The organism is Allosphingosinicella sp. (genome assembly GCF_059502505.1).
The window spans coordinates 261169-285603 of sequence record NZ_JCACEU010000019.1; the positions used below are offsets into that span (position 1 = coordinate 261169).

The following is a 24435-nucleotide window of genomic DNA, read 5'->3' on the forward strand; positions in this document are numbered from 1 at the left end:
CTTTTTGGGACGACAAGCATGGCGCCGCTGGGCAAGGGAAGCCAATGTTTGAGTTGTCGATCGAGGGCGCGATCGCCCGTCTCCGCCTGTCGCGCCCGGAGCGGCGCAACGCCATTCCGTTGGCCGGCTGGGCTCAGCTTGGCGACCTTGCGCAGGAGGCGCAGGACCGCGGCGCCTCCGTCCTGATCGTTTCGGGCGTTCCTGGCGCCTTCTGTTCGGGCGCGGATGTTTCGGATTTCGATATCTTTGCCGAGGATGCCGAGACCCGCAGTGCCTTTCGCCGCGCGATCCGATCGGGCCTCGATCGGCTCAGCGCCGGCATTCCGAGCATCGCGGTGGTGGAGGGTGCCTGTTACGGCGCCGGCGTCGCAGTCGCGATGGCCTGCGACATCCGCTTCGCCGGGCCCGGCGCGCAGTTCGCGATTACGCCGGCCAAGCTCGGCATCTCGTACCCGCAGGAGGACGTGCACCGCCTCGTCTCCCTGGTCGGCGCGGGTCAGGCGGCGCGGCTGCTGCTCGGCGCGCAGAGCATCGACGGCGCCGAAGCGGCGCGGATCGGCCTCGTCGAACGCTTCCTGCCGGACGGCCTGGACGCAGAGGTTCTGGCGGCCGCCGCGGCCATTGCCTCCAACGATGCCGCCAGCTTGGCGACGCTGAAGCGCGGCATTGCTCTCGCGGCGCAAGCGGTGGCGCATGACGACGCTCAGGACCGCCGCTTCGACGACCTGCTCGGCTCCGATGCCCTCGCCACCCGTCTTGTGGCGCACAGGAGCCGTCGCCGCTAGACACTTGCCTGACCCCGGTCGTTTGACCAGAACGAGCGCATGAGACGCGCCGTGGCCTTCGCCCTCCTCCTGCTCGCCGGCTGTTCCGACGCTGAATCGGTCGAGGAGCGGGTGGCGCGGGCCAAGAGCTCGGACAATGGCATCGACTGCGCGCTGGCGGGCGCGGCGGCTTTCGAGCGGGCTTGCATCGTCGAGCGCGGGGAGGATGGCAGCCTCACCATCCGCCATCCCGACGGAGGCTTTCGCCGCCTGACGATCGCCGACGACGGCCGGGGGGTGATCACTGCCGACGGAGCGGCTGCGGCCGAGGTCCAGGTCATCGCCGACAATCGCATCGAGGTCACGATCGGCGAGGATCGCTATCGATTGCCTGCCACCGTGGGGGCGCGCCCGCCCTCCGCGCCGTGAGCGGCGACGTCATCCTCACCGCCGCCGAAATGCGTGCGGCGGAGGCGAGAGCGATCGCCGCCGGCACGCCTGTCGAGACCTTGATGGAGCGCGCGGGCATGGCGGCTGCCGAGGCTGCCCGGCGCTTCGCCGGCCCGCTTCCGACTTTGGTCCTGTGCGGTCCCGGCAACAATGGCGGCGACGGCTATGTGATCGCGCGCGGTCTTCGCGAGCACGGCGTCGACGTCCGCGTCGCGGCGCTTGCCGAGCCGGCTTCGGCAGCCGCGCAATGGGCGAGGGGGCTTTGGAAGGGGCCGGTAGAGGCGCTCCAGGAGGCGGAGCCCGCCCCGATGATGGTCGACGCGCTGTTCGGCACCGGCCTCGCCCGGCCGCTTGATCGGGCAATTTCCGACCAGCTAGGCAGGCTCGCCGAAGCGGCGGCGGTGCGGGTGGCCGTCGACCTGCCGAGCGGCGTCGCCACCGATGACGGCGCGATCCTCTCGCCGGTCCCGGATTATGACCTCACCATCACCTTCGCGACGCTCAAGCCCGCGCACCTGCTCCAGCCGGCCGCGCGCCACATGGGCCGAATCGCGGTCGCCGACATCGGCATAGCGGCCGAGAGCGACCTTCGCGGCATCAGCCGGCCACGCCTTGCCGCCCCCGGCCCCGACGATCACAAATATAGCCGCGGCTATGTCGCCGTCCTTGCCGGCATCATTCCCGGCGCAAGCGCCCTCACGGTCGCCGCTGCCGCGCGAGCGGGGGCGGGCTATGTTCGCTTGGTCGGTAACCGGCCGCTTGCGAACGTGCCGGCAGCGGTGGTGCAAGGCTCCGACGAGTTTCCGCTACGGGACGAGCGGATCGGCGCGCTGGCGATCGGCCCCGGCCTCGGCCGCGACGCTTCGGCCGCCGCCCTCCTGGAACAGGCCTTGGCCTCAGGCAGCAAGCTCGTGCTCGATGCGGACGCGCTGGTGCTCATGGCGGACCACAAGGTCGCGCTCGAACTTGCTGAAGAACCTGTCCTGACGCCCCATGCGGGCGAGTTCAGCCGCCTGTTCGGAGCGCTCGACGGAAGCAAGGTCGAGCAGGCCCGCGAAGCCGCGCGGCGGGCAAGGGCCGTCATCGTCTACAAGGGTGCCGACACAATCGTGGCAGCGCCGGACGGTCGGGCCGCGATTGCCGCCGCCTCGTCGCACTGGCTGGCAAGCGCCGGAACGGGCGACGTGCTCACCGGGATCATCGCCGCGATGCGAGCACGCGGCCTCGGCGCGTACGAGGCGGCTTGCGCCGGCGTCTGGCTGCACGGCCGCGCCGCTGCCCGGCTCGGTGCCGGCCTCGTCGCCGACGATCTTGTCGAATGTCTCCCTGCCGCTCTGGCCGAATGCTGTGATTGAGTCTGAGCAGATCGTCCGCATTGCGGCCCGAGGCGACGGGGTCACGGCGAGCGGCCGCCACGTGGCGTTGGCCGCGCCTGGCGACACAGTCGCGGCGGACGGGGCACTGATCGCTGGACCGCACCGGCAGGTGCCGCCATGCCGCCACTTCCCGGAATGCGGAGGCTGCCAGCTTCAGCATCTCGACGACGAGGCATTCGGCCGCTTCCTGCAGGACCGCATTGCCTCAGCGCTGGCAGCGCAGGATCTGTCGGCGGACATCCTCCCGCCGCACATCTCGCCGCCGAACAGCCGCCGGCGCGCCGCTCTGCGGGCGGAGCGGCGGGGAAACCAGATCCTGCTCGGCTTCAATGCCGAGGCTTCGCATCGCATCATCGACATGCGCGAATGCCATATCCTGCGGCCGGAGCTGTTCGCGCTGGTGGATCCGCTGCGGCGATTGCTTCGAAGCCTCCTCGGCCCGCGCGCAGGCGGGGAGGTGCGGATGACGCTCACCGATCAAGGTGTCGACGTGCTGCTCGACAAGGTCGAGGCGAACGATCTCGACGCGACGGAGGCGCTGGCGGCGTTCGCGCAGAGTCACGGCCTCGCACGGCTGGCGATCGACGACGGCTATGGCCCACAGACACGCTGGGAGCCGGAGCCGGTCACCGTGACATTGGGCGCCGTCCCGGTGCCGCTCCCGCACGGGGCCTTCCTGCAAGCCACGGCGGAGGGCGAGGCGGCGCTCGTGGCGGCGGTGCGTGATGCGCTCGGGCCGGCGCGGATCGTCGCCGACCTGTTCGCCGGCCTCGGCACCTTCGCGCTGGCGCTGGAGGGGCGCATCCTTGCCGCGGAAGCTTCCCGCGATGCGGCGCTCGCGCTCAAGGCGGCCGCGAACCGGGCGCAGCGGCAGGTGTTCGTCGATCATCGCGATCTCTTCCGCCGGCCGCTGGACGTGAAGGAGCTGAACCGGTTCGAGGCCGTGATCCTCGACCCACCTCGCGCCGGAGCCCGCGAGCAGGTCGCCTCGCTCGCCAAAGCAGCGGTGCCGTTTCTCGCCTACGTTTCCTGTAATCCCAGCACCTTCGCGCGCGATGCGAAGACCCTGATCGAAGGCGGCTATCGGCTCCACTGGGTGAAGCCGGTGGGGCAGTTCCGCTGGTCCACCCATGTCGAGCTTGCCGCTGCCTTCACGCGCTGAGGGTTCGAATCGGCTGCGAAATCTGCTATAAGCAGGGCGTAAACAGGGAGATCCGCATGCGTCTCGTCATCCTTGCCGCCGCGCTCGCACTCCCGGCCGGCTCGAGCTTCGCTCAGCCGCCCGCCGCCGCAGCCGCGCATAACCCCAACAAGTTCGCCGGGTCGCGCCTCGACTGCATGGCCAATGATGTCCGTCATGCGACGCTCGGCGAGCAGGGAAGGTTCAACCGCCTCGGCGACCTCCCGCCGGGCGACCTGCAGCTCGCCGTCGTCCGCCAGGTCGAGGGCTGCCAGCAGCCGGTGATCGTCCGCCAGGGCTACGGCGCCATGGCTCAGCCGGGGCGCCGCCGCTAGCGGTGCAGCAGCGCCAGCCCCGCGTGAAGGGTGAGCGCGACCAGCACCAGGGAGGCGAGCGAGAAGATCGCGAACCGCACCCGCACCAAATTCCAGGTCGCCTGCACGATGCTGTGCACCACCCGCAGCGCGACATAGGCCCAGGCGAGGACGAGGTTCATACCGCCGCCGAAGTCCATCAGCGCAAGGGTGAGGCAGATCGCGTAAAATAGCGTCGGCTGCTCGGTCAGATGATTGTAATTGTGCGCCTTCCACTGGACACGCGCGTCAAGCATCTGCTCGAGCTGACCGCCCGTGCCACCGCGCCAGGTGGCAAGGTCGATGCCCGACCGCCCGATCGCCGGCAGCCGCGTCGCGTACATCCACAGCATCATCAGCAAGGTCCAGGCGACGAGCGCCACCACGGGCGCGAGGATCGGACTGTGCATGGCTGGACTCCCCCTTGAGATGCAGGGAAGGTGCTCCAGTTGCGGTACCGTTTCAATGGAGAGGAAGATGCTGGGGCCGGTGATCGAGACGGAGCGCCTGATCCTGCGGCCGCCTTTGGCCGAGGATTTCGAAGGCTGGGCCGAACTGATGGGCGACGCCCAAAGCTCCCAATATATCGGCGGTCCCGTCGCCCGCGCCGCCGCCTGGCGCGGCCTTGCTACCATGGCCGGCTCCTGGTCGCTCAAGGGCTTCGGCATGTTCTCGATGATCGAGCGTGAAAGCGGCCGCTGGATCGGCCGCACCGGCCCGTGGCAGCCGGAGGAATGGCCCGGCACCGAAGTCGGCTGGGGCATCCTCAAATCCGCCTGGGGCCGCGGCTACGCCTATGAGGCGGCGGTGGCATCGGTCGACTGGGCTTTCGACACGCTTGGCTGGACCGAGGTCATCCACTGCATTGATCCGGCGAACACGCCCTCGCAGGCACTTGCCGAACGCCTCGGCTCCGGGAACCGCGGCCGCGGCAAGCTTCCGCCGCCCTTCGACAGCTACGAGGTCGATATCTGGGGCCAGACCAGACAGGAGTGGCGGGCGCGAGGGAGGAGGCCATAGCCGCCGGCGTCCTTCTCCGCGGCCTTCTAAGCGATTGCGAAATATGCTCTTATGGCTCTTCGATTAGGGCTGCCGAGTCGGCGCCCGGCATAAGGGGATGAACATGGGTGCGAAGCCTTTTGTGAAAGCGTCGGTCGCCTTGGGGATGAGTTTCGCCGCTCTGTCGGCGACGACCGCGCTTGCGGGGCAGACCGGCGGATCCGCGGACGGCGCCGGGGAGCGCAAGTCTGCCGCGAAGGACGCCGGCAAGAAGGTTTGCCGGAACCTCATCATCAGCGGGTCGCGCCTCAGCACCCGCTCCTGCCGGACGCAGGCGGACTGGGACAAGGCGGCACTCGACGCTCAGGACAGCGCCCTGCAGCAGCAAACCGGTCCCGGCGCGCGGCCTGAGGGGGGCCAGGCGGGGGCGAGCGCCCCTCGATAATCGACCAGATGGCGCCGCCGGCAGAAGCGGCAGCGCCACTTTTTGTCAGGATCTTGCCTGAACGGTGGAAAGTCCGCGGTAAAGCGCGACGGAGACCAGCGCTCGCAAACCCTGCAGATCGATCTTCAGCTTCTCGCCCTCGTTGGTGCAGGCATTGACGTGGGTCGCGATCCGGTTGGCCGCCGCCATCTCGGCAGGGCTGCCCAGGTCGCTCAGCGCGAGGTCGCGAGCCGCGGCCGGATCGCGCGCCGCCAGGCACAGGGCGAAATCCTCGGAGACGTTAAGCGGCGCCAGGGTCGACAGCACCGTCTTGAGGCGCGCGAAATCCGCTCGCTCGATGTCGGTGCGGACGAAATGCTCGGCCAGATTGCCGACCATGCCGGCCGGCCGGAAAGTGAACTCGCCTTCGGTCCCCGGCACGCAATTGTCCCTGCCCCCGAGCGCTTCGGAGGCAGCGCGCGATTGCGCTTCGCTGAGATAGGGGTGCGACAGCGTCTCGCGCGCCCAGCGCGGCCGCGCCTTGGCAAGGCAGACCGAAAGGTCCCGGAAGACCTTTCTGGTGTGGGCGGAGTCGACGCTTTCGATCGGCACTGCCTCCGGAGCCGGCTGGGCTTGGACCGATACAGCGGCGGCCGCGAGCAGCGCCGCAAGATAAAGCTTGGCCATGGGCAATCTCCCGCTTCGATTCTGCGTGCATGATGCGCGTTTGTTGGCCGAAACGAAAGTGGTTGAGAATCAGCGTCGAGTCGATGCGACAGGAGCTTCAGCTGCAAGCCTAGCGCCGGAGCGCCTGATACATCACGTAGACGTCGACATAGCCGACCGCCGGATGGTGGAAGGCGCCGGGCAGGGTCCCGACGATGTCGAAACCGAGATGCTGCCAGAGGCGCACTGCCCGCGCGTTGGTGCTGACGACATAATTGAACTGCATCGCGCGGAAGCCACCCTCGCGCGCCCAGTCGAGCGAGGCGCGGGCCATGGCCGACGCGACCCCGCGGCCGACGGCATCCGGGTGCGTCATATAGCCGGCATTGGCGATGTGGCTCCCCGGTCCAGGCTGGTTGGCGCGGACGAAGTAGGTGCCGAGGACGCGACCGTCCTCCTCCGCGACGAATGCTTCGCGGTCCGGCGCGCACCAGTAAGCCAGCGCTTCCTCGCGGCTCCAGTCGCGAGGCAGGGCGTAAGTCTCGCCGGCGCGGATCGCCGGCTCAATGACGTCCCAGATGCCGTCCTTGTCGGCTTCGGTTGCCCGCCTGATCTCCATCATGCCCCCATAGCAAAAACCCCCGCCGGTGAGGGCGGGGGTTCGTGTTGCTCAGTCTTTATGGAACAGCTTGGAGAAGCGGCGCTTGGCGCGCTCCCGCCAGTGGCCCCGGTGATAAGCGTCGGAAGCCAGCAGCGGCATGACACTGGTCGCCTCGGCGAACACCATCTGCTCCATCGCCGTCGAAACCTTGCCCCAGCTCGCCGCTTCCTGGAGCGTCGACGAAGAGCAGGCGCCGTCGCGCACGTCGGCGACGGTGATCTGCACAGCATACTTATGCACATCGACTTCCTTGCCGAGGATCTCGGCGCAGACGACCGTGTCCTGGATGAAGTTCTTCGGCACGCCGCCGCCGATCATCAGCAAGCCGGTCTGGCCCGCCGCGATCTTGATGTCGGTCAGCTCGCGGAAGTCCGCGATGCTGTCGAGTGTCATGTACGGCTTGCCTTCCTTCATCCGGTCGACCTGGTGCTTGACCAGGCCGAAGCCAGCCGAGCTGTCGGTGAAGGCCGGGCAGAAGATCGGCACGTCATGCTCGTAGGCGAGCTTGACGAGGCTGTTCTCCTTCTTGCCGTGCGTCATCAGCCACTTGCCCATCTCGCGGATGAACTCGCGCGAGCTGTAGGGGCGGGCTTCGAGGCTGTTGGCGATCTCGCCGATCGTGTGATCGGTCTCCTGCAGCTTCTCCTCATCGATATAGGTATCGTAGATCCGGTCGATGTAGAGCGAGCGCAGCGTGTCGTCGTCAGGGATCTCAAGCGCTTGATAGTGCTTGTGGCCAAGCGCTTCGAAGAAATCCATGTCGACGATCGTGGCGCCGGTGGCGACAATGCCGTCCACCATGTTGTTGCGCACCAGGTCGGCATAGAGGTCCATGCAGCCGCCGGCCGAGGTCGAGCCCGCCACGACCAGGAAGATCGAGCAGTCCGGATCGGACAGCATGGTGTTGTAGATCTCCGCCGCCCGGCCGAGGTCGCGGCTGGTGAAGCTCATCTTCTTCATCGCGTCCACGATCGGGCGCGCGTCGAAGCTCTTGATGTCGATATGCTCGACGACGTTGGCGAGCAGCTCCTGCTTGCGGGTATCGTTGATCTTGGTCTGGTCGTTCACTCTCGTTCTCCAATATCCGCGACACGCCGGCGAGCCGGGTCCTTCGGAGACACTAGGGATATGGACGGGACCCGGGCTCCCGAAGGCCACGCAGGTCACCGTCCATCTACATAAACGCGGCTTGCTTAGAGCTGAACCACGTTATTCCGCGCCACTTCACGGCTCGTCCCGCCGTAGAGGCTCGCCATCGGCTCGTCATCGACGACGGCCTTCTGGTCGGAGCCGAAGCCGTTGAAGCCGGTGCGCATCGCGCAGCCATAGGCGCCGAGCATGCCGATCTCGATATAGTCGCCCGCCTGAACGTCGGCCGGGAGCATGAACGGCCCCGCCATATGGTCGAGATCGTCGCAGGTCGGCCCGTAGAAGCTGAAGCCCATGTCCCGGGTCTCCGACTCGGGCTCGCGCACCAGCTTCACCGGGAAGCGCCAGCCGACATGCGCCGCATCGAAGAGGGCACCGTAGGCGCCATCGTTGATGTAGAGCTCGTCGCCGCGGCGCTTCTCGACCCGCACCAGCACGCTCGCATATTCCGCGCACAGCGCCCGGCCGGGCTCGCACCACAGCTCTGCCGAGTAGGAAATCGGCAGGCTTTCGAAGGCGTTGTGGATCACTTCGAAATAGGTTTCGAGCGGCGGCGGCTCCATGCCGGGATAGGATGAAGGGAAGCCACCGCCGACATCGACAATGTCGACCGTGACCGCCGCCTCGACGATCGCTGCACGGACGCGCGCCATCGCCTCGCCATAAGCGGCCGGAGTCATTGCCTGGCTGCCGACATGGAAGCAGATGCCGAGCGCGTCCGCCGCCTGGCGAGTCGCCATCAGCAGGTCCTTCACCTCATGCGCTTCCACCCCGAACTTCGAAGCGAGACTCAGCTTCGAATGGTCGGAGGAGACGCGGATGCGCACGCAGAGGTTGAGATCGGTCGCGCCGCGGGTCGCCCGCACGATCTTCTCGAGCTCGTCCATCGTGTCGAGCGAGAAGGTGCGCACGCCATGCGTGAAATAGGCTTCCTCGATCGCCTCCTCGGCCTTCACGGGGTGCATGAAGCAAAGCGTCGCCTCCGGCAGCGTCCGGGCGACGAGGCGCACCTCGGCGATCGACGCCACGTCGTAATGCGTGATGCCGCTGTCCCACAGGATCTCAAGCAGGTCCGGGGAGGGATTCGCCTTCACCGCATAGATCGAGCGGCCCGGAAACTTCTCGACGAAGAAGCGGGCGGCACGGCGTGCAGCGTGCGGACGAAGAAGCGTAACCGGCTGGACCGGTCGAGCCTTGGCGATGCCGGCGACCACATTGTCGCCGGAGGGGGCGGCAGCTAGCCCCAGCGCGTTATGATGGCTGTGCAATTCAAGGGACCTCCAATGGGGTAGTTGGCGACAAAGGCTGCCTTGCGGTTATTGGAAGTCCCCTTGGGGCAGCGGGGCGCGATATATGGGCCACCGACCCCCCTGTAAAGACCTGTGAAAAGCTGATGTAATTTAGCGACTTAGCACCGGCACAAGCGGTGCAAATGTTGCGCCGAACGGAGAATCCATGATCAAGAGAAACCCCAGCAGGCAGGGAGTCGAGGCCGCCGCCGCCCGGATTCGCGCCGACGTGACCCGCACCCCGCTTCTGCCGCTCGAGATTGGCGGCCAAAGCCTCTGGGCCAAGGCCGAATGCCTGCAGCAGGGCGGCAGCTTCAAGCTGCGCGGCGCGACCAACCGCCTGCTGCTGCTGAGCGAGGAGGAGCGCAGGCGCGGCGTTGTCGCCTTCTCGTCAGGCAATCATGCCCAAGGCGTCGCGCTCGCCGCCCGGCGCCTCGGCATCGCCGCCACCATCGTCATGCCCGCCGACGCGCCCGCCGTGAAGCGCGAGGCGACGCTCGCCGCCGGCGCCCGCATCGTGCCCTATGACCGCCGAACCGAGAGCCGCGAGGAGATCGGCGCCCGCCTGGCGCGGGAGAGCGGCGCGACGCTCGTCCCGTCCTTTGACGATGTCGACATCATCGAAGGGCAGGGGAGCGTCGGCGTGGAGCTACGCGATCAGCTGGGTGTCGCCCCGGACAAGGTGATCGTGCCCTGCGGTGGCGGCGGCCTCTCGGCCGGCATCGCGCTTGCGCTGCCCGAGACGGAGGTCGTGATCGCCGAGCCGGAAGGCTGGGACGACATGGCGCGCTCGATCGAAGCCGGCGAGCCGGTGTCCGTCGCCGACGACGCGCCGCCCACGCGCTGCGACGCGCTTCAGACCAAGCTCGTCTCGCCGCTGACGCTCGGCGCGCTGCGCCAGCAGGGCGCCCGCGGGCTATGGGTGAGCGAAGCGGAGGTCGCCGCGGCCATGGCCTACGCCTTCCGCCATCTCCGCCTCGTCGTCGAGCCGGGCGGCGCAGTCGCGCTCGCCGCCGCGCTGACCAGCAAGGCAGGGCTGCTCACGGAGCGCAGCGTGGTGGTGCTATCGGGCGGGAATGTGGATCCGCAGCTTTACGCCGCAATCCTGGAAGCTCAGGCTGCCGAGGAGGAGCGATAATCCTGCGGGTCGACATGGGCCGGCGAGGCGGCCTCGACCTGGCGGGTCAGCGCCTCGAGCTGGAGTGCGATCGTCCGCAGCTCGGCCGCATAGATTTCGGCATCCTTGCTGGGTTTGGCGAACTGCGCCGCTTCCAGCAAAGTGTCGAGCATCAGCGAAATGCTCGGCAGGATCGTCTCTTCGATCCGCTCGAATGCCTCGTCGAGGCTATGCTTCTGGTCTGCCGAGCCCATGATGCGAATCTAAAGGCTCAAGGTAAACGAACGGTAAAGACCGGCTGCTTTCTCAAATGTTGCCGGCGTGGCAGAGGGGCGCGATGCTCACCGGCCTTTCCGCGACCCTGCTTTCCATCATGGTCATCGCCGCCTTCGCGCTGGCCGGCGGAGGCCTCTACATGCTCACCAAGCGGCGGGACACGAAGAAGGGCGTGCTGATGCTGGTCGCGGCTCTGGTGATTCTCGGCAACGTGGTGATCTGGACGGCGCCGATCACCTGATCGTGCAGGAGGGATCCAGGCGGAAGTCGAGATAATCGTCCACCGACTTCATCAGCTGCGGCATCTCGTTGACGAAGAAATGGTTCGCGCCCGGAATGGTGTCATGGTGGATGGTGATGTGACGCTGGGTGCGGAGCTTGTCGACCAGCTTCTGGACCGCATTCGGCGTCACCACCTCGTCCGCCTCGCCCTGGATGATGATGCCGGAGGAGGGGCAGGGGGCGAGGAAGGTGAAATCATACATGTTCGCCGGCGGCGCGATCGAGATGAAGCCGCGCACCTCCGGCCGCCGCATGAGGAGCTGCATGCCGATCCACGCGCCGAAGCTGACCCCCGCCACCCAGGTCTGCTCCGCCTCGGGATGGATCTGCTGCACCCAGTCGAGCGCCGAAGCCGCATCGCTGAGCTCGCCGACGCCATTGTCGAAAATGCCCTGGCTCTTGCCGACACCGCGAAAGTTGAAGCGCAGGGTCGCGAAACCGCGCCGCACGAACGTCTTGTAGAGCGCCTGCACGATGTGATTGTTCATCGTGCCCGACGCCTGCGGGTGCGGGTGGAGGATCAGCGCGACCGGAGCGCGAGGGCGGGGACCGGGCTGGAAACGCCCTTCAAGGCGGCCTTCCGGCCCTGGAAAAATGACTTCGGGCATTGCACCTGCGGCGGGAAATGAATGGGTGTTGCGCGTGGTTTCGCGCGGCGGCACCTATATAGAGGCTCGCGTCCGCTTAGCAATCGCAAGGAAAACCGGCTTGTCCCGCGCCTATCTCGACCATGCCGCGACGACGCCGCTGCTGCCGGCGGCGCGCGAGGCGATGGCCGAGGCGCTGGCGCGGTGGCACAATCCCAGTTCGCCCCATGCGGAGGGCCGGTCCGCCAAGGCGGCGCTGGAGGATGCGCGGCGGCGAATTGCCGATGCGCTCGGCTGGACCGGCTCGATCATCTTCACCAGCGGCGCCAGCGAGGCTCTGGCGATAGCGCTGTCCCGCGGCCATGGCGGAACCCGCTTCGTCTCCGCGGTCGAGCATGACGCCGTCTTTCGTGCGGCTCCGGACGCGGTGCGTCTGCCGGTCGATCGCGACGGCCTGGTCGATCTTTCGCCGATAGGCGGCGAGCGGCCGCTGGTCGCTATCCAGCACGCCAATAACGAAACGGGGATCCTGCAGCCGCTGGAGGAGGTCGCCGCGCATGTCCGCGCCCGCGGCGGCCTGCTGCTTGCCGATTGCGCCCAGACCGCCGGGAAGCTGCCGCTCCCGGATGCGGACATGATCGCGCTCTCCGCCCACAAGTTCGGCGGTCCTCCGGGCGTCGGCGCGCTGCTGCTTCGCGAACTCTCGCTCATCGAACCGGTCGGCGGCCAGGAGCAGGGCTATCGCGCCGGAACCGAGAACTTGCCCGGCATCATCGGCATGGCAGCCGCCCTCGAGGCCGGTCCAGCGTGGATGGCCGAGGCAGCCGCCCTCCGTCAGCGCCTCGAAAAGCGGATCGCCGAAGCGGGCGGCGGTGTCGTCGGCCAGTTCACGCACCGCATTCCCACGATCGGCGCCTATTTCATGTCCGGCGCGCCTGCCAACGCCCAGCTGATCCAGTTCGACATGAACGGCATCGCCGTCTCGGCAGGCAGCGCCTGCTCGTCCGGCAGCCTCAAGCCCAGCCATGTCCTGGCAGCCATGGGTTGGGACGGAGCCAGCGCGGCAGAGGTCATCCGCGTCAGCTTCGGCCGCTCCACGACCGAGGCCGAGGTCGACCGCTTCGCCGCCCTCTGGACCGAAATGGCGGCAAGGCGCCGCGCCGCATGATCTACTTGGATTATCAGGCGACCACCCCCCTCGCGCCCGAAGTCGCGGCCGCCATGCGCCCGTGGATCGACACCAATTTCGGCAACCCCCATTCACCCCACCGCCTCGGCCGCGAAGCCGCCGCCGCCATCGAGGTGGCGCGGGAGCGGGTCGTCCGCGCCCTGACGACTCCCCTCCCGGACTTCCGGGAGGGGCCGGGGGTGGGCTCTTCGGCCAGGCAAGGTGCTCAAGAAGGCCCACCCCGAACCCCTGCCGGAAATCCGGAAGGGGGAGAGAAGGGGGGCTTCTACTTCACCTCCGGCGCCACCGAAGCCGCCAATTGGGCCCTCAAGGGAGCTGCGGCCCGTTTGCCCCCGGACAAGCGCAAGATCGTCACCCTCGCCACCGAGCATGCCTGCGTGTTCGACACCATCGAGTGGCTGGGCGGCCAGGGCTTCGAAGCCGATTTCCTCCCGGTCCAGCCGGACGGCCTCGTCGACCTCGACCTCGCCGCCGAGCGCATTGACGACCGCACCGGCCTCGTCGCCGCTATGCTCGTCAACAATGAGATCGGCGTCATCCAGCCGGTCGAGCAGATCGCCGAACTCGCCCACCGCCGCGGCGCGCTGTTCTTCTGCGATGCGGTGCAGGCGCTCGGCCGCATCGCCATCCCGCTCCACGCCTGCGACATGGTCGCCGTCTCCGCGCACAAAGTCCACGGCCCCAAGGGCATTGGTGGCCTGTGGCTGCGCGACGGCCTCCAGATCGACCCGCTCCTCCACGGCGGTGGCCAGGAAGGCGGCCTCCGCTCCGGCACCTTGTCGCCAGCCCTCTGTGTCGGCTTGGGCGAGGCCGCTCGCCTGCTGGTCGAGCGTCGTGACGCGGATCACGAGCATGTCGATCGACTATGGGAGGTCGCGCGGCGCGCCACGCAGGGCTGGACCCTCAATGGCTCGTTCGAGCATCGCTACCGGGGCAATCTCAACATCCGGGCCGAGGGCATCGACTCTGCCCGCCTGATCTCCGAGGTCCGCCAGGTCGCCTTCTCCGCCGGCTCCGCCTGCGCCAGCGGCTCGGGCCGCCCCAGCCATGTCCTGCAGGCGATCGGCCTCGCGGACCGGGAGGCGCGTTCCAGCATCCGCCTCGGCTTCGGCCGCTACACCAGCGAAGAGGAACTGACGCGCGCCCTCGGTCTCATCCTTGATGCAGCCGCTCGCCAGCGCAGCTTCGCCGCATGACACTCGTCCGCTTCATCTCTGCCGACGGCGCTGAGGTGCGCGAGGTCGATGCCCCGCCCGGCGAGCGCCTGCTCGACGTCGCCCAGGCGGAGGGCCAGCCGCTCGAAGGCACCTGCGAGGGTCAGATGGCCTGCTCGACCTGCCACATCATCGTCAAGCCTGAAGATTTCGCGAAGCTCCCCCGCGCCAGCGAGGAGGAGGAGGACATGCTGGACCTGGCGGCTCACGTCACCCGCCATTCCCGTCTCGCCTGCCAGATCTGGCTCACCGAGGAACTGGCGACCCTTACCGTCCGCATCCCCGGCGCCGCTCACAACATGCAGGGACGCTGAGTTCAGGGGGTCTCGGCCGCCGCCTCCAGGGGCTCCTCAGGTCCACCCATGGCGGTCTCGAACGTCTGCCCGGTGACCATCGCATAGGCCGCCTCCGGCGACGGCGCGTCATCGACGATCACCACCGTCGCCCCGAGATCGGTGATCCCATAGAGCTTGGCCGCGAACGTCTTCGGCAGGCGGACGCAGCCGTGCGACGCCGGCTCGCCCGGAATGGCGCCGGCGTGCAACGCGATGCCGTCCCAGGTCAGCCGCTGCATGAACGGCATCGGCGCATTGTCGTAGAGGTTGGAGAAATGCTTCTCGCGCTTTTGCAGGATGCTGAAGCGCCCGGTCGGCGTGTCGTAGCCCGGCATGCCGGTAGAGACGGTGGTCGCCCCTATGAGGGTGCCGCCGCGATAGACATAGGCGATCTGCAGCGGCAGGCTGACGACCACCTCTACCGGTCCTTCCGGCGCCAGTTCGGGCCGCCAGACCCAATGGCCGGGCTTGAGGCTGTCGATGCGCTCTTCGATCGGGACAGACGGTGCCGCCGGCTTGGCGGCGAGGGGGTGAGCTGTCGCGAAACACAGTGCCAAAGCAACAAAGGTTCCGCGCACGAACACAGGCGTGCGGACCATCACGGATACTCTCTTTCTCTTCTTGGAAGACGGAAAGCTCGGTGCCCACAAGGCCCGCTCCTTCCGTTCTTCCCAACCTAATCCTGTAACGCAGGGGAACGGAATCAGTGCCGGAACTGGCTCAGGCTGGTCACTGGAGGTGATGGGATCGAAGCGCTTGTGCTGCTGGCCAGTCTGACCCATCTGAGACAGGCTCCCGATCCGCCACTATGCGGCGGTCTCGCACTGCCACCATCTCCTTGTTCAGGACCGCCAGGTTTTTCGTCATTGCAGCCGGCTCTCCACCCCTACGTTCCGGCCAGCCCCGAGGCCCCTTCACTACGCCGTCGCGCAGCGGCGATGGCACTGGCGATCGCTGCCAACCTCCTTATCCTCATCGCCCTGCTGACGCTGAACGCACCGCCTGCGCCTCCCAGGTTCAAAGGCGGGCCGATCCTGCTGGACCTCAGCCCAGAAATAGCGGCGGCTCCCGACGCCGAGCCCAGCGAGGCGCCGGTCAAGCCAAAGCCAGTCCCGCGGAGCGATCCGCCTCCGCCGCTGCCGACCGTCGAGCCCCCGCCCTTGCCGAGCGAGAACCCGCTGCCGTTCATCGCCATCACTCGCGAAGAGTTCGCTGCCAGCGACCTCGCGAGGTTCGAGGGCTCCAGCGCCGCAGGAGCAGCCGGCGAAAAGTCGGCTTCGACGGCAGGAGATTCGCAAAGGGTCGGCACCGCGCCCGATGGCGAGCCCCTCTACAATGCGGAATGGTATCGCCGGCCGACGCCCGCAGAGCTCAGCCCATACCTGCCGGCGCGCATGCCCAAGGAAGGCTGGGGCCTCGTCGCCTGCAAGACGGCGGCACGCTTTCAGGTGGAGGATTGCGTGGAACTCGACTCTTCGCCTCCGGGCAGCCGGCTCGCCGGCGCCGTCCGCCAGGCGGCGTGGCAATTCCGGGTCCGTCCGCCGCGGATCGGCGGAAAGGAACTGATCGGCACCTGGGTCCGCATTCGCATCGAGTATAGTGAAAGCGCTGTGCAGTAAGCGGGACTTCTCACTCCGGCCCGGCAATCTTGCGCGGGAGGAGGCCTTGCCCCATATGCGCCGCGGGAGTCGGGCGGACGGAGTTGTCGCCAACCCGGTCAGGTCCGGAAGGAAGCAGCCGTAACGATTTCGCTTCGGGTCGTTCCGGCTCCCACCGCGCAGCGCGCACGAAGATAGCAAAGCTATCTACGAGACGCGCAAGCGCGGCCGGCCTCGCTCAGGCGAGGACCGACGGCGCGGCTTTGCCGCGGCGCCATGGCGCGAGCTTCCTTTCCTACAGCTGCGCCGCCGGGCTATCGCGTAGCCATGGGTTTACGAATCTCCCATCGGCCAATTTCCATGAGCAAATGTCCTGAAGCCAAAGCTGCGAAAGCCGACGCGATACACCTGCCGATGTGTCGGCTTCGTCAGCTTTGGGGGCAGCGCCGGCCTTCGACAGCCTGCCGGGGAGGCGCTAGGGTCCGGTGATGTCCGAATCCTTCGATGAACTTGGCCTCGGCCTCGACGAGCCGCCGCAGCCGCAAAAGGCGCAGCCTTATCGCGTGCTCGCCCGCAAATACCGGCCGCAGCGTTTCGACGAGCTGATCGGCCAGGATGCGATGGTGCAGACGCTCGGCAACGCGATCCGGCGCGACCGGCTCGCTCACGCCTTCCTGCTCACCGGCGTCCGCGGGGTCGGCAAGACCTCAACCGCACGCCTGATCGCCAAGGCGCTCAACTGTATCGGCCCGGACGGGCAGGGGGGACCGACGATCAGCCCCTGCAACGTCTGCGAGCCCTGCGTCGCCATCGCCGAAGGACGCCACATCGACGTGGTCGAGATGGACGCCGCCTCTCACACCGGCGTCGACGACGTGCGCGAGATAATCGAGGCGGTCCGCTACGCGGCAGTGTCGGCGCGCTACAAGGTCTACATCATCGACGAAGTTCACATGTTGTCGAAGAACGCGTTCAACGCACTCTTGAAGACGCTTGAGGAACCCCCTGCGCACGTTAAGTTTCTCTTCGCCACCACCGAGGTGAACAAGGTGCCGGTGACGGTGCTGTCGCGCTGCCAGCGCTTCGACCTGCGCCGCATCTCGGCCGAGCAGCTCGCCGACCATTTCGCGATGGTGAGCGAAAAGGAGGGGGTGCAAGTCGAACCGGAAGCGCTGGCGCTGATCGCTCGTGCCGCGGAAGGCTCGGCCCGCGACGGCCTCTCGATCCTCGACCAGGCGATCGCCCACGGCGCCGAGGGCGTAACCGCCGATCAGGTGCGGATCATGCTCGGTCTTTCCGATAGGGGTGCGGTCCGCAAGCTGCTCGGCCTGCTTCTGGCCGGCGATGCGCAGGGCGCCCTGACGGCGGTGAAGGAGCAATATGATCTGGGCGTCGAGCCGTCGGCGCTGGTCCGCGGACTGCTCGAAAGCGTCCACGGCATCACTCGCGCCAAGGTCGGTGGTGTCCAGGACCGGGCTCAGTCGGTCGAAGAGCGCGAAGCCTATGCCGACTGGGCGAGCCGCCTCGGCTACGCCACCATCCACCGGCTGTGGCAGCTGCTGCTGAAGGGCCTCGGCGAAGTGAACAGCGCCGCGCTGCCGCTGGAAGCGGCCGAGATGGCGCTGCTGCGCGTTATCCACGCCTCGGAGCTTCCCGACCCGGGCACTCTGCTCGAGAAGCTGCAGAGCGGCGAGGCGCTGCCGGCACGCGCGGCCGAGGCTGCGGCAGCGCCGGCCCAGGGCTCCACGATGAAGGCGCCTGCGACCTTCGCGGCTCTGGTCGATCTGCTCTCGAACAACGGCAAGCCGCACCTTGCCCAGCAGTTGCACGATTATGCCGGCGTCGTCCGCTACGCTCCGCCGGAGCTGGTGATCAAGCCGTCCAAGCCGCTCGGCGATCTCGTCCGGGATCTCGCCGGCACGCTGAAGGGCCTCACTGGCGTTACCTGGCAGGTCACCACCTCGGACGGACCCGCCGAGCCCAGCCTTCTCGACCAGGAGAAGGCTCAGGCGGAGGAGCTGAGGCAGTCGGTGCTTGCCTCGCCGGTGGTGAAGGCGGCATTCGACGCCTTTCCCGACGCGGAACTCACCCACTACGATTTGAACGAACGGAGCGCATGATGCCGGATTTCGACGAGATCATGAAGATGGCGCAGAACGCCCAGGCCGAGCTGATGAAGGCGCAGGACAATCTCGACAACATCATCGTCGACGGCGCGTCCGGCGGCGGGCTGGTCAAGATCCGCGCCAGCGCCAAGGGCCGGATCGTCTCGGTCGAAATAGACGAGAGCCTGCTCCAGCCATCCGAGAAGCAGATGGTCGAGGACCTCGTCGCCGCCGCCCTCAACGACGCCCGCGCCAAGGCCGACCAGGCGGCGCAGGCCGAAATGTCCAAGATGACCAGCGGTCTGCAATTGCCGCCGGGCTTCAAGATGCCGTTCTAGAGGCCGTTCGTCACCGGCTCCTCCGCCTCCGGAACGGGCTCGGGAGCGGGCGCCTCGACGGCTTCAGGCTCGGGTTCGGCGGGAGCCGGCTCGATATAATCCTCGACTCGCTCGGGCGGCGGGGAAGGAGGCGGGGTCTCCGCGCGCTTCGGGCGCGAGCGCTTCGGCGCCGGCTCGTCTGCTTCGGGCGCCACGGCCTCCGCATCGTATACGCAGGCGTCGAGCCCGTCGCGCGCCACCACGCCGATGCGCCTGGAGATGCTGTTGCCGTAGCGGCGGGTGAAGCCGCCCGGCGTCACCGCCTCGCGCTTCTTGGGCAGCGGCAGCACCGCCGCGATCCGCGCCGCCTCCTGCCGGCTGAGGTTCGAGGCGTCCTTGTCGAAGTAACGCTGCGCGCCGGCATTGACGCCATAGGTGCCGATGCCGGTCTCGGCGACGTTGAGATAGACCTCCATGATCCGCCGCTTCGACCAGAGGTTCTCGATCAGCAGGGTGAACCAGGCCTCCAGCCCTTTGCGGAAGTAGCCGCCGCCCTGCCACAGAAAGGCGTTCTTCGCGGTCTGCTGGCTGATCGTCGAGCCGCCCCGCATCACGCCGCGCCCTTCGGCGTTCCGCCGCATCGCCTCGGCAATCGCGTCCTGGTCGAACCCCCAGTGGCTGCAGAATTTGCTGTCCTCGGCCGCGATCGCCGCCCGCGCCATGTCGCGGTCGATCTCGTCGATGCTCATCCAGTCCTTGGTGACGCCGCGCCCGCCGAGCGCGTCGCCCATCATCGTGAAGGTGATCGGCGGCGGCACGAAGCGGTAGAGCAGGACCCAAGCCAAGCTGACGACGATGAACAGGAGGAAGGCGCGGATGACCCAGCCGATCACCCGGCCGAACCCTCCGCGCCTCTGTCTGCCCCGCTTCGCTCTTGCCATCGCGGCTGCTTAGCGGGCGCTCAGTGCCTCGTCACCAGACCCCGCGGCTCAATGCGCCGGAAGGAGCCGGCGCTCGCCTGCGAGGTTCATCAGCGCCTTCTGGAGCTTCTCGAACGCGCGCACCTCGATCTGGCGGATGCGCTCGCGGCTAACGTCATAGACCTGGCTCAGCTCCTCGAGCGTCTTCGGATCCTCCGACAGGCGCCGCTCGGTGAGGATGTGCTTCTCGCGGTCATTGAGCGCGCCCATCGCCTCGACGAGCAGCTCGTGGCGGACCTTGGTCTCCTCGGCCTCGGCGACGCGCTCGTCCTGCAGCGGATCGGTGTCGACCAGCCAGTCCTGCCACTGCCCTTCGCCTTCCTCGCGCAGCGGCACGTTGAGCGACGTATCGCCGCCCATCGCCATGCGCCGGTTCATCGAAATGACGTCATCCTCGCTGACGCCGAGATCGGTCGCGATCTTGGCCACATCCTCGGGCTTGAGGTCGCCGTCCTCGAACGCCTCGATCTGGTTCTTCATCCGGCGGAGGTTGAAGAACAGCTTCTTCTGCGCCGCTGTGGTGCCCATCTTGACGAGGCTCCACGAGCGCAGGATGAATTCCTGGATCGAGGCGCGGATCCACCACATTGCATAGGTCGCAAGCCGGAAGCCCCTTTCGGGCTCGAACTTCTTCACGCCCTGCATCAGGCCGATATTGCCCTCCGAGATGAGCTCGGCGACGGGCAGGCCGTAGCCGCGATAGCCCATCGCGATCTTGGCCACGAGACGAAGGTGCGAGTTGACCAGCTTGGCCGCCGCCTCAGTGTCCTGATGCTCGGTCCAGCGCTTGGCCAGCATATATTCCTCCTCGGGGGCGAGGATCGGAAACTTCTTGATCTCGGCGAGATAGCGATTGAGCCCGGCTTCGCCGCCCATGGCGGGGATCGAGGGCACGTTCTTACCGCTTGCCATTACTTCACCTATCTCCCTGGCCGGTCGGGCATTCCCGCCTTTTCCGGTATCTGGTTGCTATAACGTGAGCGCCCTGAACAGTTCCTGCATGTCCGACGGAACGGCGCTTTTGAAGGACAGAGTCGCTTTCGAAATTGGGTGGACGAAGCCAAGTTCGGCTGCGTGCAGCGCTTGGCGTTTGAAGTCCAATTGATTGAGTAGATCACGGTGAACGATCCTGGTGCGCCCATAAACCGGGTCCCCCAGCAACGGGTGCCCGATCGAGGTCATGTGGACCCGCACCTGGTGCGTCCGGCCGGTCTCCAGCCGGCATTCGACAAGCGCCGCTTCCTTCAGCGCCTGGACGACCCGGTAATGGGTGACCGCACGCTTGCCGCGGCCATCGGCGACGATCGCCATCTTCTGGCGATTAGCCGACGAGCGGGCGAGTGGAGCATCGACCGATCCTTCGGACGGGTTCGGCAGCCCGGCGACGATTGCCTGGTAGCGGCGGTCGATGCTGTGCTTTGCAAACTGCTTGGCCAGCCCTTCATGCGCGACGTCGGTCTTGGCGACGACGAGAAGACCCGACGTGTCCTTGTCGATCCGGTGGACGATGCCGGGCCGCGCAACGCCGCCGATGCCGGACAGCCGTCCCGCACAATGATGGAGCAGGGCGTTGACGAGCGTGCCGTCCAGATTACCCGCGGCCGGATGCACCACCATCCCCGCCGGCTTATCGACAACGAGCAGATGATCGTCCTCGAACACGATCTCCAGCGCGATGTCCTGCGCCACATTGTGCGCAGGAGTCGGGGCGGGAACACGAACTTCGTAATCGCCGGCCTTGGCCTTCGAGGACGGGTCGCGCACCTGGGCACCGGCTTGGTCGCGCACTTCGCCGCTGCTGATCAGCGCCTTCACGCGTTCGCGGGAGAGGGTCGGGAGCGCCGCTGCGAGCGCACGATCGAGCCGCCAGCCTGCGGCATCGGCAGCAATCGTCGCGCGTATGATCGACACCCCCCGGTTCATCGAGCATCGGATGTGGGTATTGTGCGCTGATTTTCAAGAGCGGTGCGGCTCCGAAACGGCTGCCGGAACAGGGTTAACGCGATGGTAACCACCGCCTTGCAAGCTGGGCCGGCAAGCGCCAATAGGACGGGCGACAAGGACAGGGGCCGGTAACCGTATGAAATCCTACGAATTCGCGAGCCTGCTTTGTTCGCGCCTCTGTCACGACCTGTTGTCGCCGGTTGGTGCGCTCAACAACGGGATCGAGCTGCTCGCCGACGAGCATGATCCCGAAATGCGGGCCCGCTGCCTGGAGCTGCTGAGCGAAAGCGCCCGCGCGTCGGCCAACAAGCTCAAATTCTTCCGTCTCGCTTTCGGCGCCGCCGGCGGCTTCGCCGACGAGGTCGACACGCGCGAGGCGCGGGTCGCGATCGAGGGCCTGTTCGGCGGCGACGGCCGAATCCAGCTCGGTTGGATGGTCGACGATCCCACGATGAGCAAGTCGGCGCTGAAGGTGCTGCTGAACCTGGTGCTGATCGCGGGCGACGCTTTGGTGCGCGGCGGCCGGCTTGACGTCGGTGCGGAGCGGCACGGCAACGGCCTCGACATCGTCGTCCGCGCCGAGGGGACGCGCATCGTCCTCGATCCGGAGCTGAAGCAGGTGCTGATCGGCAAGACGGCGGAGGATGCGATCGCGCCGCGGGCCGCGGCCGCCTGGCTGGTCCACTGCCTCGTCACCGACGGCGGCGGCGAAGTCCAGGTGATGGACGGCGATGCCGGAATGCTGCTGCTGGGCGCTTCCGTGCCGGCCTGAACCGCAGGCCGGGTAAACGCCTCCTTTACCAACTCCTCTCCATAAGGCCTCCGCACGCGCTGAGGGCTCCATGGAAGACCTGATCAACGAATTCATCGCCGAAACCCGCGAGATGCTCGAGGCATTGGGCGGCGAAATCGTCGCCTGGGAAGCGACGCCCGACGACCGCGAGCGCCTCGACGCAATCTTTCGCTTCGTCCACACGGTGAAGGGCAATTGCGGCTTCTTCGACCTGCCGCGGCTGGAAGCTCTCAGCCACGCCGCCGAGGATGTCCTGGCCGAGGTTCGCTCCGGCAAGCGCGTCGCCGACCACCGGCTGGTCAGCGCCGTCCTCGCCGTGATCGACCGCATCGGCGAGCTGGTGCAGGCGCTGGAGACCGGTGAATCTTTGTCCAGCGAGGACGACCAGCAGCTCATCGACGCCCTGAGCGAGACCTGCGAGCCGCTCGAAGCTCAGCATTCCGCCGCCTCCGCGCAGATGGAGAACCGGAAGGCGATCCGCAGCATCCGCCTCTCCGTCGATCTCCTCGACCGGATGATGAGCGGCGTCTCCGACATGGTCCTGGCCAGGAACGAGCTCGCCCGCCGCCTGCGCGAGGTGCCGGGCGACATGGCCGTCGAGGCCGCCTTCGACCGCGTCTCGGCCTGTATCGCCGAGATGCGCGACGCGATCACCCGCACCCGGATGCAGCGGATCGACAATCTCTTCGCGACCCTGCCGCGCATGGTCCGGGACCTCAGCAGCGAACTTGGAAAGCAGGTGGCGCTGGATGTCGACGGCGGCGACGTGGAGCTCGATCGCGAAATGATCGAGATGATACGCGATCCGATGACGCACATCATCCGGAACGCGATCGATCATGGCATCGAGACGCCGGAGGAACGCCAGAAGGCGAAGAAGCCGGAGGCCGGGATGCTTCGCATCTGCGCCCGCCAGTCCGGCAACCAGATATTGATCGAGGTGGTCGACGACGGCCGCGGTCTCGACGGCGAGAAGCTCGTCCGCAAGGCCATCGCCAATGGCGTCATGACGCCGGAGCAGGCCGAACGCCTCTCGCCGGCCCAGCGTGCCGGCCTGATCTTCGAGGCAGGCCTTTCGACGGCGTCCGAAGTGACGGCGATTTCGGGCCGGGGCGTCGGCATGGATGTGGTCCGCGCCAATATCGAGCGGATCGGGGGCGTCGTCGACGTCGACTCCAGGCCGGGGCAGGGGGTCCGGCTGACGCTGCGCGTGCCGTTGACGCTGACGATCATCCCGGCGCTCACGGTCAGCGCGGGCGGCCAATGCTATGCCATACCGCGCTCGGCGATCGAGGAGATCGTCCGGCGCAACAATGCCATGGTGCGCATCGAAGCCGTCGGCGGGTCCCACGTCGTCAGCATCCGCGACAAGCGCATCCCGCTGGCATCGCTGGCGGAGGTGCTCGGCGTTCCGGAAGAATACGGGCCGGCCGAGCAGAGCCTGATCGTGCTGAAGCCCGCGGGCGGCGATCTCTACGCCCTCGCCGTGGACGCCGTGCTCGACCATGAGGAACTGGTGGTGAAGCCGGCGGCGCCGATCGTGATGGCCACCGGCCTTTATGCCGGCACCACGCTTGCCGACGACGGCAGTCCGATCCTGCTGATCGATGCCTCGGGCGTCGCCTCGGCAGCCGGCGTGGTGCTCGACCAGAACGAGATCGACAAGCTCACTGCCAAGGCGCCAGAGAGCAGCGCCAAGATCAAGACCAGCCCCGCCTTGCTGTTCCGCGGCCTCGATGGCGTGAAGCGCGTCGTGAGGCTCGCCGTTGTCGAGCGGATCGAGGACGTCGCGGCCGATCGCGTCCAGCTCAGCGCCGGCCGCATTCGCGTCGGGCTCGGCGAGCGCATCCTGCCGCTGGCCGGAGCCGCCGCTCTCCCGCAGGGCAATGTCCGTATCCTGCGCCTCTCCGACGGCCTGAGCGAAATCGCTTATGCCTTCGCCGAAGTTGTCGACCTGGTCGAGCTCACCCCCGAGCTCCAGCCGGCAGCCACATCCGGGGAAGTGAGCGGCGTCACCCTGATTGCCGGCGAGCAGGTCGAGGTGCTCGACCCCTTCTGGATCTTCGCCGCTCATGCGACCAAGGAAGCGGGCGAGACCTGCAAGCCCGTCTGCGCGCTGCCCAAGGACGATCCGTGGATGGACAACATCTTGCGGCCGATCGTCGAGAGCGCCGGCTATCGGGTAGTCGGCAGCGCCGAGGCCGAAACGGCCGACCTGGTGATCGCGAGTGCCGACGACGCGCCGCCGCAGGCGGGAGAAGGGAAAGTCCTTCGGCTCCGTTCGCAGCCGGATCTCGTCCATGAGAATGACGACAGCATCTATCGCTACGACCGCGCCGGCCTGCTCGCCGCGCTCAGCCGCAGCGCCGCGGCCCGGAAAGGCTGAT

General features: G+C 67.4%; 27 protein-coding genes, 1 other RNA gene and 1 pseudogene. 18 read left to right on the forward strand and 11 right to left on the reverse strand.

Going from position 1 to position 24435, the window contains the following annotated elements:
* Window positions 1-44: 44 nt before the first annotated feature.
* Genes AC5JBD_RS13690 through AC5JBD_RS13710 form a run of 5 tightly spaced genes read left to right on the forward strand, consistent with a single transcriptional unit; the run spans window position 45 to window position 4105 of the window.
* Complete coding sequence (locus AC5JBD_RS13690; RefSeq protein WP_495722372.1) at window positions 45-785, forward strand: enoyl-CoA hydratase/isomerase family protein; 741 nt, start codon at window positions 45-47, stop codon at window positions 783-785.
* A 39-nt stretch (window positions 786-824) separates the two neighbouring features.
* The gene (locus AC5JBD_RS13695; RefSeq protein WP_495722373.1) at window positions 825-1193 is read left to right on the forward strand and encodes a hypothetical protein; all 369 of its coding nucleotides are present in this window, start codon (window positions 825-827) and stop codon (window positions 1191-1193) included.
* On the forward strand, window positions 1190-2569 hold the full coding sequence (locus AC5JBD_RS13700) for an NAD(P)H-hydrate dehydratase (protein ID WP_495722374.1): 1380 nt from the start codon (window positions 1190-1192) through the stop codon (window positions 2567-2569). Before AC5JBD_RS13695 ends, AC5JBD_RS13700 begins: the two co-directional genes overlap by 4 nt.
* Window positions 2565-3752, forward strand: a complete 1188-nt coding sequence (locus AC5JBD_RS13705; RefSeq protein WP_495722752.1) for a class I SAM-dependent RNA methyltransferase — start codon at window positions 2565-2567, stop codon at window positions 3750-3752. Before AC5JBD_RS13700 ends, AC5JBD_RS13705 begins: the two co-directional genes overlap by 5 nt.
* A gap of 56 nt (window positions 3753-3808) precedes the next feature.
* Window positions 3809-4105 (forward strand): hypothetical protein, encoded by a 297-nt coding sequence (locus AC5JBD_RS13710; protein WP_495722375.1) that lies wholly within the window; start codon window positions 3809-3811, stop codon window positions 4103-4105.
* Here the strand turns inward: AC5JBD_RS13710 and AC5JBD_RS13715 are convergent.
* Window positions 4102-4533: an MAPEG family protein gene (locus AC5JBD_RS13715; RefSeq protein WP_495722376.1), complete on the reverse strand. Its 432-nt coding sequence runs from the start codon at window positions 4531-4533 to the stop codon at window positions 4102-4104. The two genes, AC5JBD_RS13710 and AC5JBD_RS13715, sit on opposite strands and share 4 nt — an antisense overlap.
* 55 nt (window positions 4534-4588) lie before the next feature.
* On the opposite strand from AC5JBD_RS13715, the gene AC5JBD_RS13720 reads away from it, so the two are divergent.
* A complete protein-coding gene (locus AC5JBD_RS13720; RefSeq protein WP_495722377.1) occupies window positions 4589-5143 on the forward strand; it encodes a GNAT family N-acetyltransferase in 555 nt (184 codons plus the stop codon).
* 103 nt (window positions 5144-5246) lie between these two features.
* Window positions 5247-5567, forward strand: a complete 321-nt coding sequence (locus AC5JBD_RS13725; protein WP_495722378.1) for a hypothetical protein — start codon at window positions 5247-5249, stop codon at window positions 5565-5567.
* 45 nt (window positions 5568-5612) lie between these two features.
* On the opposite strand, the gene AC5JBD_RS13730 is transcribed toward AC5JBD_RS13725, so the two are convergent.
* From AC5JBD_RS13730 to AC5JBD_RS13745, 4 genes are all read right to left on the reverse strand, one after another.
* Entirely contained in the window at window positions 5613-6233 is a 621-nt protein-coding gene (locus AC5JBD_RS13730) for a hypothetical protein (protein ID WP_495722379.1), read from the reverse strand.
* Window positions 6234-6342: 109 nt separating this feature from the next.
* Window positions 6343-6834 carry a GNAT family N-acetyltransferase gene (locus AC5JBD_RS13735; RefSeq protein ID WP_495722380.1) on the reverse strand — a complete coding sequence of 164 codons (492 nt, stop codon included), beginning with the start codon at window positions 6832-6834 and terminating at the stop codon, window positions 6343-6345.
* A 48-nt stretch (window positions 6835-6882) separates the two neighbouring features.
* Window positions 6883-7941 carry a 1,9-bis(guanidino)-5-aza-nonane synthase gene (locus tag AC5JBD_RS13740; RefSeq protein WP_495722381.1) on the reverse strand — a complete coding sequence of 353 codons (1059 nt, stop codon included), beginning with the start codon at window positions 7939-7941 and terminating at the stop codon, window positions 6883-6885.
* Window positions 7942-8066: 125 nt separating this feature from the next.
* Window positions 8067-9290, reverse strand: coding sequence for a type III PLP-dependent enzyme (locus AC5JBD_RS13745; protein ID WP_495722382.1), 1224 nt, complete (start codon window positions 9288-9290; stop codon window positions 8067-8069).
* A 187-nt stretch (window positions 9291-9477) separates the two neighbouring features.
* Here AC5JBD_RS13745 and AC5JBD_RS13750 point away from each other — a divergent pair, with 187 nt between their 5' ends.
* Window positions 9478-10449, forward strand: coding sequence for a threonine ammonia-lyase (locus tag AC5JBD_RS13750; protein ID WP_495722383.1), 972 nt, complete (start codon window positions 9478-9480; stop codon window positions 10447-10449).
* Here the strand turns inward: AC5JBD_RS13750 and AC5JBD_RS13755 are convergent.
* On the reverse strand, window positions 10425-10682 hold the full coding sequence (locus tag AC5JBD_RS13755) for a hypothetical protein (RefSeq protein ID WP_495722384.1): 258 nt from the start codon (window positions 10680-10682) through the stop codon (window positions 10425-10427). The two genes, AC5JBD_RS13750 and AC5JBD_RS13755, sit on opposite strands and share 25 nt — an antisense overlap.
* An 83-nt stretch (window positions 10683-10765) precedes the next feature.
* On the opposite strand from AC5JBD_RS13755, the gene AC5JBD_RS13760 reads away from it, so the two are divergent.
* Window positions 10766-10945 (forward strand): hypothetical protein, encoded by a 180-nt coding sequence (locus AC5JBD_RS13760; protein WP_495722385.1) that lies wholly within the window; start codon window positions 10766-10768, stop codon window positions 10943-10945.
* Here the strand turns inward: AC5JBD_RS13760 and AC5JBD_RS13765 are convergent.
* A complete protein-coding gene (locus AC5JBD_RS13765) occupies window positions 10938-11594 on the reverse strand; it encodes an alpha/beta hydrolase (RefSeq protein WP_495722386.1) in 657 nt (218 codons plus the stop codon). The genes AC5JBD_RS13760 and AC5JBD_RS13765 overlap by 8 nt on opposite strands.
* A gap of 100 nt (window positions 11595-11694) precedes the next feature.
* Between AC5JBD_RS13765 and AC5JBD_RS13770 the strand changes: the two genes are divergently transcribed.
* From AC5JBD_RS13770 to AC5JBD_RS13780, 3 genes are read left to right on the forward strand one after another with little or no spacing between them, the layout of a single operon-like run.
* Window positions 11695-12741 (forward strand): cysteine desulfurase family protein, encoded by a 1047-nt coding sequence (locus AC5JBD_RS13770; RefSeq protein WP_495722387.1) that lies wholly within the window; start codon window positions 11695-11697, stop codon window positions 12739-12741.
* A complete protein-coding gene (locus tag AC5JBD_RS13775) occupies window positions 12738-13958 on the forward strand; it encodes a cysteine desulfurase family protein (RefSeq protein ID WP_495722388.1) in 1221 nt (406 codons plus the stop codon). Before AC5JBD_RS13770 ends, AC5JBD_RS13775 begins: the two co-directional genes overlap by 4 nt.
* Window positions 13955-14290, forward strand: a complete 336-nt coding sequence (locus AC5JBD_RS13780) for a 2Fe-2S iron-sulfur cluster-binding protein (protein ID WP_495722389.1) — start codon at window positions 13955-13957, stop codon at window positions 14288-14290. The genes AC5JBD_RS13775 and AC5JBD_RS13780 overlap by 4 nt, the downstream gene beginning before the upstream one ends.
* Before the next feature lie 2 nt (window positions 14291-14292).
* On the opposite strand, the gene AC5JBD_RS13785 is transcribed toward AC5JBD_RS13780, so the two are convergent.
* Entirely contained in the window at window positions 14293-14910 is a 618-nt protein-coding gene (locus tag AC5JBD_RS13785; RefSeq protein ID WP_495722390.1) for a L,D-transpeptidase family protein, read from the reverse strand.
* 339 nt (window positions 14911-15249) lie between these two features.
* Here AC5JBD_RS13785 and AC5JBD_RS13790 point away from each other — a divergent pair, with 339 nt between their 5' ends.
* The 4 genes from AC5JBD_RS13790 to AC5JBD_RS13805 all read left to right on the forward strand — a co-directional run bounded on the left by AC5JBD_RS13790 (window position 15250) and on the right by AC5JBD_RS13805 (window position 18352).
* Window positions 15250-15930: a hypothetical protein gene (locus AC5JBD_RS13790; protein WP_495722391.1), complete on the forward strand. Its 681-nt coding sequence runs from the start codon at window positions 15250-15252 to the stop codon at window positions 15928-15930.
* Between the two features lie 61 nt (window positions 15931-15991).
* An RNA gene (gene ffs, locus AC5JBD_RS13795) (signal recognition particle sRNA small type) lies at window positions 15992-16089 on the forward strand.
* A gap of 308 nt (window positions 16090-16397) precedes the next feature.
* Window positions 16398-18029 (forward strand): DNA polymerase III subunit gamma/tau, encoded by a 1632-nt coding sequence (locus AC5JBD_RS13800; RefSeq protein ID WP_495722392.1) that lies wholly within the window; start codon window positions 16398-16400, stop codon window positions 18027-18029.
* Window positions 18029-18352, forward strand: a complete 324-nt coding sequence (locus tag AC5JBD_RS13805) for a YbaB/EbfC family nucleoid-associated protein (protein WP_495722393.1) — start codon at window positions 18029-18031, stop codon at window positions 18350-18352. The genes AC5JBD_RS13800 and AC5JBD_RS13805 overlap by 1 nt, the downstream gene beginning before the upstream one ends.
* A 209-nt stretch (window positions 18353-18561) precedes the next feature.
* Here AC5JBD_RS13805 and mtgA read toward each other — a convergent pair.
* The 3 genes and pseudogenes from mtgA to AC5JBD_RS13820 form a co-directional block, all read right to left on the reverse strand.
* Window positions 18562-19272, reverse strand: a pseudogene (gene mtgA / locus AC5JBD_RS13810) (monofunctional biosynthetic peptidoglycan transglycosylase); the annotation flags it as partial.
* A 48-nt stretch (window positions 19273-19320) separates the two neighbouring features.
* The gene (gene rpoH, locus AC5JBD_RS13815; RefSeq protein WP_495722394.1) at window positions 19321-20223 is read right to left on the reverse strand and encodes an RNA polymerase sigma factor RpoH; all 903 of its coding nucleotides are present in this window, start codon (window positions 20221-20223) and stop codon (window positions 19321-19323) included.
* Window positions 20224-20280: 57 nt separating this feature from the next.
* The gene (locus tag AC5JBD_RS13820) at window positions 20281-21234 is read right to left on the reverse strand and encodes an RluA family pseudouridine synthase (RefSeq protein ID WP_495722395.1); all 954 of its coding nucleotides are present in this window, start codon (window positions 21232-21234) and stop codon (window positions 20281-20283) included.
* A 157-nt stretch (window positions 21235-21391) separates the two neighbouring features.
* Here AC5JBD_RS13820 and AC5JBD_RS13825 point away from each other — a divergent pair, with 157 nt between their 5' ends.
* On the forward strand, window positions 21392-22027 hold the full coding sequence (locus AC5JBD_RS13825) for a histidine phosphotransferase family protein (protein ID WP_495722396.1): 636 nt from the start codon (window positions 21392-21394) through the stop codon (window positions 22025-22027).
* A gap of 70 nt (window positions 22028-22097) precedes the next feature.
* On the forward strand, window positions 22098-24434 hold the full coding sequence (locus AC5JBD_RS13830) for a chemotaxis protein CheA (RefSeq protein WP_495722397.1): 2337 nt from the start codon (window positions 22098-22100) through the stop codon (window positions 24432-24434).
* Window position 24435: the final 1 nt, after the last annotated feature.

Excerpts from the sequence above, each read along its gene's own strand:
- AC5JBD_RS13690 (WP_495722372.1), top strand. The coding sequence starts at position 45 with ATGTTTGAGTTGTCGATCGAGGGCGCGATCGCCCGTCTCCGCCTGTCG.
- AC5JBD_RS13695 (WP_495722373.1), top strand. The coding sequence starts at position 825 with ATGAGACGCGCCGTGGCCTTCGCCCTCCTCCTGCTCGCCGGCTGTTCC.
- AC5JBD_RS13710 (WP_495722375.1), top strand. The coding sequence starts at position 3,809 with ATGCGTCTCGTCATCCTTGCCGCCGCGCTCGCACTCCCGGCCGGCTCG.
- AC5JBD_RS13715 (WP_495722376.1), bottom strand. The coding sequence starts at position 4,533 with ATGCACAGTCCGATCCTCGCGCCCGTGGTGGCGCTCGTCGCCTGGACC.
- AC5JBD_RS13720 (WP_495722377.1), top strand. The coding sequence starts at position 4,589 with ATGGAGAGGAAGATGCTGGGGCCGGTGATCGAGACGGAGCGCCTGATC.
- AC5JBD_RS13725 (WP_495722378.1), top strand. The coding sequence starts at position 5,247 with ATGGGTGCGAAGCCTTTTGTGAAAGCGTCGGTCGCCTTGGGGATGAGT.
- AC5JBD_RS13730 (WP_495722379.1), bottom strand. The coding sequence starts at position 6,233 with ATGGCCAAGCTTTATCTTGCGGCGCTGCTCGCGGCCGCCGCTGTATCG.
- AC5JBD_RS13735 (WP_495722380.1), bottom strand. The coding sequence starts at position 6,834 with ATGATGGAGATCAGGCGGGCAACCGAAGCCGACAAGGACGGCATCTGG.
- AC5JBD_RS13750 (WP_495722383.1), top strand. The coding sequence starts at position 9,478 with ATGATCAAGAGAAACCCCAGCAGGCAGGGAGTCGAGGCCGCCGCCGCC.
- AC5JBD_RS13755 (WP_495722384.1), bottom strand. The coding sequence starts at position 10,682 with ATGGGCTCGGCAGACCAGAAGCATAGCCTCGACGAGGCATTCGAGCGG.
- AC5JBD_RS13760 (WP_495722385.1), top strand. The coding sequence starts at position 10,766 with ATGCTCACCGGCCTTTCCGCGACCCTGCTTTCCATCATGGTCATCGCC.
- AC5JBD_RS13765 (WP_495722386.1), bottom strand. The coding sequence starts at position 11,594 with ATGCCCGAAGTCATTTTTCCAGGGCCGGAAGGCCGCCTTGAAGGGCGT.
- AC5JBD_RS13775 (WP_495722388.1), top strand. The coding sequence starts at position 12,738 with ATGATCTACTTGGATTATCAGGCGACCACCCCCCTCGCGCCCGAAGTC.
- AC5JBD_RS13780 (WP_495722389.1), top strand. The coding sequence starts at position 13,955 with ATGACACTCGTCCGCTTCATCTCTGCCGACGGCGCTGAGGTGCGCGAG.
- AC5JBD_RS13785 (WP_495722390.1), bottom strand. The coding sequence starts at position 14,910 with ATGGTCCGCACGCCTGTGTTCGTGCGCGGAACCTTTGTTGCTTTGGCA.
- AC5JBD_RS13790 (WP_495722391.1), top strand. The coding sequence starts at position 15,250 with ATGGCACTGGCGATCGCTGCCAACCTCCTTATCCTCATCGCCCTGCTG.
- AC5JBD_RS13800 (WP_495722392.1), top strand. The coding sequence starts at position 16,398 with ATGTCCGAATCCTTCGATGAACTTGGCCTCGGCCTCGACGAGCCGCCG.
- AC5JBD_RS13805 (WP_495722393.1), top strand. The coding sequence starts at position 18,029 with ATGCCGGATTTCGACGAGATCATGAAGATGGCGCAGAACGCCCAGGCC.
- rpoH (WP_495722394.1), bottom strand. The coding sequence starts at position 20,223 with ATGGCAAGCGGTAAGAACGTGCCCTCGATCCCCGCCATGGGCGGCGAA.
- AC5JBD_RS13820 (WP_495722395.1), bottom strand. The coding sequence starts at position 21,234 with ATGAACCGGGGGGTGTCGATCATACGCGCGACGATTGCTGCCGATGCC.
- AC5JBD_RS13825 (WP_495722396.1), top strand. The coding sequence starts at position 21,392 with ATGAAATCCTACGAATTCGCGAGCCTGCTTTGTTCGCGCCTCTGTCAC.
- AC5JBD_RS13830 (WP_495722397.1), top strand. The coding sequence starts at position 22,098 with ATGGAAGACCTGATCAACGAATTCATCGCCGAAACCCGCGAGATGCTC.